We start from the raw sequence: 11,574 nt of genomic DNA on the forward strand, positions 1-11,574 counted from the left end.
CACCCGACGCCATCGCGAGCTGGGGCTGGGGCACGTTCGGCGAGGCAATGACCGCGTCGGACGCCTGCACGGGAGGATTCGTCGCCACGAACCATCCGGCCGAGCCGATCAACGCGAGCAAGATCGCGATCCGAACGGTCGGCCGCTGCTTGCGGACCCGCCCGCTCGTTGTCGCCCGGTCGAAACCGTCGCATCGAGGTTCGTTGTTCTGCTGCACCGTGCCTCCCGACGGATCGTGCAGGCCCGAAATGTGGGGACCGCGATCAGACCTCACCGGAGCGGAGTCCCCGGCACCCCCGACTCTGCGTGTCGGACGGTCGCGTGTACAGCGCCGAATTCCGATGCCAGCCGTCGAGAGATCCGATGACTAACCCGACGTGCCCGAACCGATGAGACCGTGACACACGTCGGCGAACATCCTCGCCGCTCCACTGAGGTCGGCCACGGCCGGATAGGCCAGCACCAGTGCGACGTCATCGACCTGCTCCGCGATCTCGACGCCCACGAACGCGAGCCCTTCGAAGCTCCGGCCCCGGCGCGGACGACCGGTCAACAGCGACCATCCCATTCCGCTCGCCACCATCGACCGCAGCGTCTCGATGTTGTCCGTGGTCCGCACGACGTTCGGCGCGAGACCGAGGCCCTCGAGAATCGGTTCGAAGAAGGGCTCGGGCGCGTCCTCGAGGAGCACCATCGGCTCGGCCTCGAGGTCAGCCAGCGCTACGCGAGGGCGGTCGGCGAGGCGGTGGCCTTCGGCGAGGACGATGAATGGCCGGTGGCGACTGATCACCTCCGTTTGGAGCGAAGTCGGCAGCGCGTGATCGTAGAGCAGGGCCAGATCGATGGCGCCGGAAAGTAGACCCTCGACCAGTCCCCCCACCGGCGGTTCGAGCATCTCGACGTCGATCGGCGGGTCCGCCGTCGATGCCGCCTTCAACAGCCGCGGTGCGTAATGAGGCGAGAACGGCTTGAAGCAGCCGAAGCGCACGACGTGACGACCGACCCGGGTCCGAGCGCTCGTCTCGATCCGGTCGGCGAGGTGAAGCAGTCCATCGACATCGTCGATCACCGTCCTGCCCGCCGCGGTCAGGGCGAGCCGTCGACGTGGGATCCGGAGCAGGAGTGTCGCTCCGACCACCGTTTCGAGGTCGGCGATTCCGCTTGAAATCGCGGACGCCGAGGTACCGAGGCGTTCGCTGGCACCAGCGATCGTGCCCTCCTCGTACGCCGCCCGGAAGTAGCGCAGCTGCCGAATCGTCAGTTCGGTCGGCATCACTCAAACGTAGGCCATCGCCGTCAGACCGAAGCGACGACCGGGTCATGCGCCTGCGCAGCCGGTTGGCGTGAGGATCGGGTTCGCTCAGCTGAGGCCGTTGACGAGCACCGCGAAGTGCTTCGACGTGGCGGCGTGGCGGGTGCCGACGATCGCCTGGTACTCACCCGACTCGTAGATCTCCTTGGCCTTCTCGATCGATTCGAACTTGAGGACGACGGTCTGCTTGCCGGCCCCTTCACCCTCGACCTGGGTCGAGTCGGGATCCAACACGACGACGTCACATTCGGTGCCGATCCGCAGCGCGCCCATGGCACCGCCCTGGTACTCGGCGTACTTGGCCGCGTCGTCGACGTCGTAGTTCACGATCAGATATGCGCTCATGCGCTTCAGACTGCCAGATTCAGGCCGTGAAACCCGTGCCGGTCGCGGTGAGGCGCGCAATGGCTCGGGCCTTGCCGGCGACGGCGTCGGCGATGTGCGCCTCGACCGACTCGGTCTTCAGCGTCAGCTCATGACGTTCGAGGTCGGCCTTGGCCCGCTCGACGTCGATGTCCTCGGCCAGTTCGGCCTTGTCGGTGAGCAGCGAGATCCGCGTCGGCGAGCCGCCGCTGACCTCGACGAAGCCGCTGTGCACGGCGATGTCCTGGATGGTCCCGTCGGTGAGATAGACGCGCGTGTGGTTCTCGATGAGCGCGCCGACGAACGGCGCGTGCCCGGCTTGGAACGCGATCTCGCCGCCACCGAGGGTGCGCGTGATCACCATGTTCGCTTCACCCGTGAAGACGACCTCCTCGGGCGACACCAGGTCGACCTGCATTGGCTCAGCCATCGTGTGTCAGCTCTCGGCGAGGGCCTTGGCCTTCGCCTGTACCTGGTCGATGTTGCCGACGTTGAGGAACGCCTGCTCGGGAAGGTCGTCGAGGTCACCGTTGATGAGCGCCTCGAAGGACTCGACGGTCTCGGCGACCGGGACGTACTCGCCGTCGAGGCCGGTGAACGTCTTGGCGACGAAGAACGGCTGCGACAGGAAGCGCTCGACCTTGCGAGCACGGGACACCGTGAGGCGGTCCTCCTCGGACAGTTCGTCGAGACCGAGGATGGCGATGATGTCCTGCAACTCCTTGTAGCGCTGCAGCGTTTCCTGCACCCGCCGGGCCACGTTGTAGTGGTGGTCGCCGACGACCTCGGGGCTGAGGATCGTCGACGTCGACGCCAGCGGGTCCACCGCCGGGTAGATGCCCAGAGCGGCGACCTGACGGGACAGCTCCGTGGTGGCATCCAAGTGGGTGAACGTCGTGAACGGCGCCGGGTCGGTGTAGTCGTCGGCGGGCACGTACACGGCCTGCAGCGACGTGATCGAGCGGCCCTTTGTCGAGGTGATCCGCTCCTGGAGCTGGCCCATCTCGTCTGCGAGCGTCGGCTGGTAGCCCACCGCCGACGGCATGCGACCGAGCAGCGTGGAGACCTCGGAACCGGCCTGCACGAAGCGGAAGATGTTGTCGACGAAGAGGAGCACGTCCTGGCCGGCGACGTCGCGGAAGTACTCCGCCATCGTCAGCGCCGACAGGGCGACGCGCAGGCGCACACCCGGCGGCTCATCCATCTGGCCGAAGACCAGGGCGGCCTTTTCGTACACGCCCGACTCCTGCATCTCGAGGCGGAGGTCGGTGCCCTCACGGGTGCGCTCGCCGACTCCGGCGAACACCGACACGCCACCGTGTTGCGAAGCGACACGGTTGATCATCTCGGTGATGAGCACGGTCTTGCCGACGCCGGCGCCGCCGAACAGGCCGATCTTGCCACCGGCGACGTACGGGGTGAGGAGGTCGACGACCTTGATGCCCGTTTCGAACATGCGGGCCGACGGCTCGAGTGCGTCGAAGGTCGGGGCGTCGCGGTGGATGTCCCAGCGCTCGACGTCCTCGATGCCCTCCGGCTGCGTGTCGAGCGCTTCGCCCCACACGTTCCAGACGTTGCCGAGCACCTTGTCGCCGACGGGCACCTGGATGCCGTGGCCGGTGTTGCGCACTGCGGCGCCGCGCACCAGACCGTCGGTCGGCTTCATGCAGACGGCGCGGACGCGACCGTCACCGAGCTGCTGAGCGACCTCGGCGAGCACGGTGATCGTGTCGCCTTCGAGCGTGACGTCGAACTCGAGCGCGCTGTTGATCTCGGGCAGTGCGCCGCGCGGGAATTCGACGTCGATCACGGGGCCGGCGATTCCGACGACCCGGCCGTCCTGGAGTTCATTTTCTGTGATGGTCATTTCGGTGTCTCCTGAGTCAGGTCAGATCTGGTCGTCGGGGTACTTCTCGTTGTGGAGCCGGCGGGCTTGTCCCTGCCAGTCTTCGCGTTGGACGCGGTCGGTCTCACCGACGCGCTCGTTGATGCGTGCGACGTCGTCGGACGACAGAGTCGCGATCTGCTTGAACGTCGACACGTTCAGGTCGCTCAACACGGCGCCGACCCGCTGGCCGATACCGGCGACTCGCGTCAGCTCGTCACGTTCGAGGGTCGCCACTCCGACGCCATCGAGTCGGCGTTCGGAGGACGTGTCGTTCGGTCGGGTCGCCATGGCCGCAACGTCGATGACGTCGTCGCTGTCGTCGAGGTCGATGTATCCGACGTCCATGTCGTCGCCTTCGAGGGCGGCGGCCCCACTGACGATCTCCATGATCTCAGCGGTGATCGACGCTTGACGGGCACGGTTCATGACGATGCTGAGGTTCTTGATCAGATCCTCGGCGTTGTCCGTCGCCGACTTCATCGCCCGCTGGCGGAACGCGTGCTCGGAAGCGGCGGCGTTGAGCAGCGCGGCGTAGATCCGTGCTTCGACGTACCTCGGCAGGAGTGTGTCGAGGATCGTGAGCGGATCCGGCTCGAAGTCGAAGTCGCCGCCGACGCTGTCCTTGCCGTCGCCACCCGCCACGGAGTCGCTCCCGAGGGGCACGAGCGGCCGCAGCACGACTTCCTGGTTTCCGGCGGTGATGAAGCGTGTGTAGACGAGTTCGACCTTGTCGACCTCGCCCGAGGTGAAGAGCTCGACGACGTGTTCGCCGATCCGGCGGGCGTCCTCGTAGCTGGGCTGATCGGTGAAGCCCATGAAGGACTGGCCGACCTGGTAGCCACGGAATCGGAAGTAGCCGAGCGCCTTCTTGCCGATCGGGATGATCGTGTAGTCCTTGCCGGCGAGCACGTCAGCCTTGACCTCACCCTCGGCAGCACGCTGGACACCGGCGTTGTAGCCGCCGCACAAGCCGCGGTCGGCCGACATCACCACGTAGCAGGTCTTCTTGATCTCGTCACGTCCGGCCAGAAGCGGCGAGTCGGACGTTCCTCCGGCAGCGGCGAGGTCCTTGACGACCTCGGTGATCTGCTCGGAGTACGGGACGGCCGCCTGAACGCGTTGCTGCGCCTTGACGATGCGTGAACCCGCGATGAGTTCCATCGCGCGCGTGATCTTCTTCGTGGACTGCATCGCCTTGATCCGGCCACGCAGAATTCGCTCTTGGCCTCCGGCCATGATGAATCAGTACTCCCTGATCACTCGGTTGCGAGGGTCTTGGCCGACTCGGCGTCGCCCATCTCGTCGGCGTCGACCGAGGTCGGATCGGTCGACGAACCGGCCTCGTCGCTGGTCTGGAATCCGGTCTTGAACTGGTTGATCGCATCGCCGAGCTCGTCGGGCAGACCCGTCGTGCGGATCTCGTGGAGCAGGCCCGAGTGGCTGGAGCGCATGTGCTCGAGCAACTCGCCTTCGAAGCGGACCACATCGGCGACCGGCAGATCGTCGAGGTAGCCATTGGTGCCGGCGAAGATCGACACGACCTGTTCCTCGACCGGCATCGGCGAGTTGAGCGGCTGCTTGAGCAGTTCGACGAGGCGATACCCACGGGCGAGCTGCGCGGCCGAGATGGCGTCGAGCTCGGAACCGAAGGTGGCGAACGCTTCGAGCTCACGGAACTGCGCGAGGTCGAGCTTGAGCGTGCCGGCGACCTTCTTCATCGCCTTGATCTGGGCGTCACCACCCACACGGGACACCGAGATGCCCACGTCGACGGCCGGGCGGATACCCGACTTGAAGAGCGCGTCCTGCAGGAAGACCTGGCCGTCGGTGATCGAGATCACGTTCGTCGGGATGAAGGCCGAGACGTCGCCTGCCTTCGTCTCGATGATCGGGAGAGCGGTCAGCGAACCGGCACCGTTCTCGTCGGACAGCTTCGCCGCACGCTCGAGCAGACGGGAGTGCAGGTAGAAGACGTCGCCGGGGTAGGCCTCGCGGCCCGGCGGGCGACGCAGCAGCAGTGAGATCTGACGGTATGCGTCGGCCTGCTTGGAGAGGTCGTCGTACACGATGAGAGCGTGCTCGCCGTTGTCCATCCAGTGCTGGCCGATGGCGCAGCCGCCGTACGGGGCGAGGTACTTGAAGGGCGCCGAGTCGGCGGCGGGTGCGGTCACGACGACCGTGTACTCCATCGCACCGGCGGCACGCAGGGTGGCGACGGTCTGTGCGACGGTCGAGCCCTTCTGGCCGATCGCGACGTAGATGCACTTCACGCCGAGACCCTTCTGGTTCAGGATCGTGTCGATCGCGACAGCGGTCTTGCCGGTCTTGCGGTCACCGATGATCAGCTCGCGCTGGCCACGACCGATCGGCGTCATGGCGTCGATTGCCTTGATGCCGGTCTGGAGGGGTTCGTGCACCGGCTTGCGTCCGAGGATGCCGGGCGCCTGGATCTCCATGCGCCGCTGGATCGCTCCGACGAGCTCGCCGCCACCGTCGACCGGCTCACCGAGCGCGTTGACGACTCGGCCGAGCAGTGCGTCGCCGACGGGCATCGAGAGGATGCCACCCGTCGACTTGACGGTCTGGCCTTCTTCGATGTTGTCGACGTCGCCGAGCACGACGGCACCGATCGAGCTCTCGTCGAGGTTCAGTGCGAGGCCGACCGAGCCGTCCTCGAACTCGAGGAGTTCGTTCACGGCGGCGTCGGGAAGACCCGAGACACGGGCGATGCCGTCGCCGACTTCGGCGACGCGGCCGACGGTGCGGGCCTCGACCGACGGCGAGAAGCCGTCGAGGTTCTTCTTGAGCGCCGATGCGATGTCGGCGGCGGAGATGGTGAGTTCAGCCATAATTTTTGTCCCTGACGGAAGTCAAGCGGGCTCTCAGAGCCGGCTCTTGAGTTGGTCGATGCGGGTGCGGACGGAGTCGTCGATGACGTCGTCTCCGACCGTGGCGACGACACCGCCCACGACGGACGGGTCGACGACTGCCTTGAGGTTGAGCGTCTTGCCGGTCGCGTTCTCGAGCGCCGCCTTGAGCCGGTCCTTCTGGTCGTCGCTCAGCGGCACTGCGGTGCGCACCTCGGCGACGTCGAGCTGCTTTGCGTTGCTCGCACGGTGCACGAGCACGTCGACGATGGCGGGAAGCTCACGGGCACGGCCCGAACCGACGACCATCGACACCAGCTGTGTCGTGGTCGGCGTGGCGGTTCCACCGAGGAGGTCTTCGATGATCGCCTGGCGCTTCTCGGCCGGGATCTGCTCATCGGACAGGGTGTTGCGGAGTTCCTCGCTGCCCTCGTACGAGCGGGCAAAACGGAACAGCTCGTCCTCGACCTCGTCAAGGGTGCCGTCGGCGCGGGCGATCTCGAAGAGCGCCCGGGCGTAGCCCTGGATCTGTGCGTCACTCATGACGTGGCTCCGTTCTGGATCCCGGCGCCGGCTCCGACGCGTGCGATGAAGCTCTCGATCAGTTCCTGATGGGTCGCCTCGTCCAGCGATGCGTTCACGCTGGCTTCGACGGCCTGGTTGGAGTACCGGGCGATGTCGGCCCGCAGATCGTCGGCACCGCGGCCGGCGGCGGCGCTGATGTCGGCATCGGCCTTGGCCTCGAGTTCGGCGATCTCCTCGACGAGGCGCTGGCGCCCGTCGACGAGGAGTGCCTCCGCCTGCGTGTCGGCCTCGGCGAAGAGGCGACTGCGTTCACCGTCGACGTCGCCGAGCGACGTGCGGATCTCGGCTGCGTCCTTCTCGGCCTTCGCTCGAGCCGCGGTGGAGGAGTCGAGCTCACCCTGGATGCGGGCGGTACGCGCTTTCATGCCATCGGAGATGGCTGGCCAGGCGAACTTGTAGAGCATGACCAGGACGATCAGCGAAGCGAGGCCACCGATGATCACTTCCTCGATCGGCGCGAAGTACGGGCTGAGCGAGGTCGATCCGACCCCGTCGTTCGGCACCGATTCCGCTTGGAGAACGACATTGGTGAGCGCTGCGTTGATCATGACGTTGCTCCCGTCGTGGCGCCCATGGCGGAGTCGACCGCGGCCTGCACGGTCGAGGGGTTCGGGACTTTGCCGGTGGCGATCTCGGTCGCCCGGCTCACGACGTCGGTGACCGCGGCCCCGACGTCACCCATGGCAGCCTGACGAGCGGCTTCGACCTCGGCGGTTGCGGCGGCACGCTTCTCGTTGATCCGCGCGTTGGCGGCACCGATCTGCTCGCCGCGCTCGGTCTCGAGCGTCGCGCGAGCGGCATCGACCTTCTGCTGGGCTTCGGCGCGCACCGAGGTGAGGCGCGCCTCGTACTCGGCGACATCGGCCCGGGCGGCAGCGGTGAGCGTGTCGGCGCTCTCCTTGTCGCTCTGGATCGTGTCGTAGCGCAAGCGCATCCCGTCCCGAACCTTCGGGAAGAGCCAGAAGTACAGGACGACGAACAGCACCGCGAAGGCGCCGAATCCCCAGACCATCTCCTTGACTTCAGGCGCGATCGGGTTCAGTTCGGGGCACTCCTCCGAACCGACGGGATATTCCTCGCCGTTCAGATCGGTGCGTTCACACGTCTCGGCTTCGAGCAGGTTGACCTGCACGACGCCGCCGGAGTGTGAAGTTGTGACGACGGCTGTCAGCACGTCAACTCCATTCCTGGATTGCAATACGGATGGGACTCATGGCTGGTGCAAGAACCGGCCGAACGCCGATCAGGCGAACTTGAGAAGAATGAAGACCACGAAGCCGATGAGGGCGAGCGCCTCGGTGAAGGCGATGCCGAGGAACATGGTGGTCCGCACCATGCCGGCAGCTTCGGGCTGGCGGGCCATCGCCTCGACGGACTTGCCGACGAGGTAACCGATGCCGATGCCCGGGCCGATGGCTGCGAGGCCGTAGGCGAAACCGGCTCCTGATGCAGCAGCGGTGTTCTTGGCATCTGCGGGGTCGACGCCTGCGGTATCGGCGGCGGCGACCAGTGCGCTGAAAGCTTCCATTGGGGTGCTTCTCCTCAGTGATTTCTGTGTGTTGAAGATCGTGGGTGGGTGGGAATCAGTGCTCGTCGCCGTGACCGGCGGTCGAGTTGCTGATGTACACCGCCGCCAGGATGGCGAAGATGTAGGCCTGCAAGAAGGCGACGAGGATCTCGAACGCCGTCAGGAAGACGAGCATGCCGAACGGCAGGATGCTCGCCGGGACGAGAAGCCACTGGCTGGTCTCGGCAGTGGCCAGCGCCGCGGTCAGCAGGGCGAAGGTGACGAGCAGGATGTGCCCGGCGAGCATGTTCGCCATGAGTCGGACCGTGAGGCTGAACGGGGTGACGATGATCGTGGAGATGAACTCGATGGCGCCGACCAGCGGCTTCAGTGCCGTGGGGACTCCGGGAGGCCACAGCAGGTGACCGAAGTACGCGCCACCCTGGTTCTTGAGTCCGACTGCGATGTAGATCACCCAGACGAGCAACGACAACGTCAGCGGGATCGCGATGCGTGCGGTCGCCGGCATCTGGAAGAACGGCAGGATCCCCGGGATGTTGCAGAGGAAGATGAACATGAACAGGCTCAGCAGGAACGGGGTCCACTTCAGACCCTCCTTGCCGAGCGTCTGCATGACGATGCCCTCTTCGACGAACTCGATCGTCTGTTCGGCGAGGTTGCGCGTCCCGGTCGGGGCGACCGTGGGATCCTTCCGACTCGCGAGCAGGAACAATCCGATACTGATCAGCGTGGCCAAGGCGGCGATGAGCGCGATCTTGTTGAAAGACGGGAAGATGTCCTGCCAACGAAGCAGTTCGTTGATGGGCGGGAAGACGAGTCCTCGTTCTGCGAGCACGTAAGTTCCGTTTCAGTCGTGGAGTGGGCGAGTCGATGGTCGATGTGCGTGGTCACGCACGGTCGGGCTTGAGACCGGGATGGGCGAGCGAAAGGGCGACGAACTTCATCTCCCAGAACAGCAGCCCGAGGTGAGTCACGATGATGGTCGATCCGAGTGCCGGAAGTGAAATCCAGGAGGCGTCCTTCACGAGAAACACCGCGAGAAAGATCAGACCGAGGCGGATCAGGTAGCCGAACAACGTCGCCGCCATCATCAGGCCGAGCGAGATGCGGGCGGCACCGGCGATCAGTCCGGCGGCGAGAGCGAAGTTCGCCAGCACGATGGCGATGCCGTAGGCGCTCGACCAGGCGCCGTCGGCACCCCAGATCACGGTGCACACGGCGATCAGCAGCGGGGCGACGAGGAGGCCACGCTTGATCATGTCGTTCGAGACGCCGACTTCGGGAGCCGGGCCGTCGAAGCGGATCATCACCGGGTCGACGTGCTGGCTGTGCTTCTCGGCCACGGTCACGCTGCCTCACCGTTCATGTCGACGGCTTCGGCTCGGTCGGAGGTACCGGAGCGATACGCCGGACCGGCCAACTTGGCGAGGCGGTCCTGGTCGTGCTGATCCATCTTCTCGGCGTACTGGTAGTAGAACCGGGCGAAGAGACCGACGGCACCGATCACGGTCATCACGATCATGAAGATCGGCTGCGTGCCGGCCAGCCAATCGAGGCCGTACCCGATCCCCAGGAACAGAACCAGCATGATGACCGCGTCCATGCCGTGGCCGAGAGAGTCCTGCGAGTTCACGCGGACGTTCTTGGGCGGGCGAGGGAAGAGCTTCATCGATCCAGAGGTGTCACTGCGGCACCGGTCGGTGGCGCTTGTGAATGCATGCACAACCTAGTGCCGCCGCTGCGGTCCGGCAACCCGGAAACGTTGCTCAATCGCGCATGGATTCGAACAGACTCGGCTGATCCTCGCTCGGGACGGGTCGCTCGACGCCACTCGCAGGAGTGTTGTTCAATCGGCGCTGCTCGCGCACGCTCGGGTGCAGCAGCGTGAACAGCAAGATCGCGATGGCTCCGATTCCGAACGGCAGGTATTCGGGGTTCTGGTCGGTGAGGATCGGATAGAGCACGAAACCCGACAGCAGCGCGGTCCAGGTCCACAGGATCAGCACGCTGCGGCGGTGCCCGTGACCGAGGTTGATCAGCCGGTGGTGGAGGTGACCCTTGTCGGCGGTCGCCAACGACGACCGACTCGTGGCGCGGCGGATGATCGCGAACGCGGTGTCGAGGATCGGCACGCCGAGGATCAGCAGCGGGATCGCGATCGGAGCGAGCAGGAAGTAGGTCGTGCCGACGAACTCGGTCTCGAAGGAGTCGGCGCGCCCACCGACCACACTCGTCGACACGGCGAGCAGCAGGCCGAGCAGCAACGCTCCCCCGTCGCCCATCATGATGCGCGCCGGGTTGAAGTTGTGCGGGAGGAACCCGACGCACACCCCGACGGCGAGAATCGCGAACAACGGACCGATGTTGCTCGGCAGGATCAGACCGCGGACCGTCAGCTCCTGGCTGTACAGGAAGAACGCGAATGCCCCGATCGCGACCACACCCGCAGCGAGCCCGTCGAGCCCGTCGATCAGGTTGATCGCCTGGCTCATCCCCACCAGCCAGAGCACGGTCACCAACGGCTTGAGGTCGGCGGACAGGATCGTCTCGCCCAGCCACGGCAGGCGGAACGAGTCCATCACGACGCCGAAGTAGACGAGCGCGACACCGGCGAGCACCGTGCCGAAGACCTTCGCCGGGGCGCTCAACTCGCGGATGTCGTCGAGTAGACCGGTCCCGAAGATGATGATCGCCGCGATCAGCACGCCGAGCGGTTCCGAACTCGATGCGAACAGCGGATCGAACTCGTCGAGCTGCCACGCGACCGCGAGGGCAGCGACGAACCCGGCGAACATGGCGATCCCCCCGACGTCGGGGAGCGGTTCGGTGTGCACCGTGCGCTCGTTGGGTGGGTAGACCCAGCCGAACCGGTGCGCCAACCGTCCGACGACGGGGGTCAGCGCGAACGTGACGACCGCGGCGACCGCTCCGACGATCAGGTAGGAGGACACCTCGGGCACGACTCGACACTGTATGCCACCCGACTACACGGTCGGGCGCCATGGTCGACGCGTCGCGTACGCTCCACGGG

14 protein-coding genes and 1 pseudogene are annotated in these 11,574 nt (G+C 66.0%); all 15 read right to left on the bottom strand.

Annotated elements, in window-relative coordinates; genetic code table 11:
* Positions 1-217: hypothetical protein (locus WBV89_RS10070; RefSeq protein ID WP_423981207.1), on the bottom strand; the 217-nt coding region annotated here is incomplete at its 3' end.
* Between the two features lie 150 nt (positions 218-367).
* Positions 368-1,273 carry a LysR family transcriptional regulator gene (locus WBV89_RS10075; protein ID WP_423981208.1) on the bottom strand — a complete coding sequence of 302 codons (906 nt, stop codon included), beginning with the start codon at positions 1,271-1,273 and terminating at the stop codon, positions 368-370.
* A gap of 87 nt (positions 1,274-1,360) precedes the next feature.
* Positions 1,361-1,657, bottom strand: coding sequence for a DUF1330 domain-containing protein (locus WBV89_RS10080; RefSeq protein ID WP_423981209.1), 297 nt, complete (start codon positions 1,655-1,657; stop codon positions 1,361-1,363).
* 19 nt (positions 1,658-1,676) lie between these two features.
* Positions 1,677-2,105 (bottom strand): F0F1 ATP synthase subunit epsilon, encoded by a 429-nt coding sequence (locus WBV89_RS10085; RefSeq protein ID WP_423981210.1) that lies wholly within the window; start codon positions 2,103-2,105, stop codon positions 1,677-1,679.
* Positions 2,106-2,111: 6 nt separating this feature from the next.
* Complete coding sequence (gene atpD / locus WBV89_RS10090) at positions 2,112-3,542, bottom strand: F0F1 ATP synthase subunit beta (RefSeq protein WP_423981211.1); 1,431 nt, start codon at positions 3,540-3,542, stop codon at positions 2,112-2,114.
* Positions 3,543-3,920: 378 nt separating this feature from the next.
* A pseudogene (locus WBV89_RS10095) lies at positions 3,921-4,799 on the bottom strand (F0F1 ATP synthase subunit gamma); the annotation flags it as partial.
* A gap of 20 nt (positions 4,800-4,819) precedes the next feature.
* Complete coding sequence (gene atpA, locus WBV89_RS10100; protein WP_423981212.1) at positions 4,820-6,412, bottom strand: F0F1 ATP synthase subunit alpha; 1,593 nt, start codon at positions 6,410-6,412, stop codon at positions 4,820-4,822.
* A 33-nt stretch (positions 6,413-6,445) separates the two neighbouring features.
* Positions 6,446-6,973 (bottom strand): ATP synthase F1 subunit delta, encoded by a 528-nt coding sequence (atpH, locus tag WBV89_RS10105; protein ID WP_423981213.1) that lies wholly within the window; start codon positions 6,971-6,973, stop codon positions 6,446-6,448.
* Positions 6,970-7,563, bottom strand: coding sequence for a hypothetical protein (locus WBV89_RS10110; protein WP_423981214.1), 594 nt, complete (start codon positions 7,561-7,563; stop codon positions 6,970-6,972). The genes atpH and WBV89_RS10110 overlap by 4 nt, the downstream gene beginning before the upstream one ends.
* Entirely contained in the window at positions 7,560-8,189 is a 630-nt protein-coding gene (locus WBV89_RS10115) for a hypothetical protein (RefSeq protein WP_423981215.1), read from the bottom strand. The genes WBV89_RS10110 and WBV89_RS10115 overlap by 4 nt, the downstream gene beginning before the upstream one ends.
* A gap of 69 nt (positions 8,190-8,258) precedes the next feature.
* Positions 8,259-8,543 (bottom strand): ATP synthase F0 subunit C, encoded by a 285-nt coding sequence (atpE, locus tag WBV89_RS10120; protein ID WP_423981217.1) that lies wholly within the window; start codon positions 8,541-8,543, stop codon positions 8,259-8,261.
* Positions 8,544-8,598: 55 nt separating this feature from the next.
* Positions 8,599-9,378: a F0F1 ATP synthase subunit A gene (gene atpB / locus WBV89_RS10125; RefSeq protein WP_423981218.1), complete on the bottom strand. Its 780-nt coding sequence runs from the start codon at positions 9,376-9,378 to the stop codon at positions 8,599-8,601.
* 52 nt (positions 9,379-9,430) lie between these two features.
* Positions 9,431-9,892 (bottom strand): ATP synthase subunit I, encoded by a 462-nt coding sequence (locus WBV89_RS10130; protein WP_423981219.1) that lies wholly within the window; start codon positions 9,890-9,892, stop codon positions 9,431-9,433.
* Positions 9,889-10,212, bottom strand: coding sequence for an AtpZ/AtpI family protein (locus tag WBV89_RS10135; RefSeq protein ID WP_423981220.1), 324 nt, complete (start codon positions 10,210-10,212; stop codon positions 9,889-9,891). Before WBV89_RS10135 ends, WBV89_RS10130 begins: the two co-directional genes overlap by 4 nt.
* A 97-nt stretch (positions 10,213-10,309) precedes the next feature.
* Positions 10,310-11,503 (bottom strand): glycosyltransferase family 4 protein, encoded by a 1,194-nt coding sequence (locus tag WBV89_RS10140; protein ID WP_423981221.1) that lies wholly within the window; start codon positions 11,501-11,503, stop codon positions 10,310-10,312.
* Between the last annotated feature and the right edge of the window lie 71 nt (positions 11,504-11,574).

Origin of the sequence: Ilumatobacter sp. (genome assembly GCF_049588435.1) — a bacterium.
GTDB lineage: Bacteria > Actinomycetota > Acidimicrobiia > Acidimicrobiales > Ilumatobacteraceae > Ilumatobacter_A.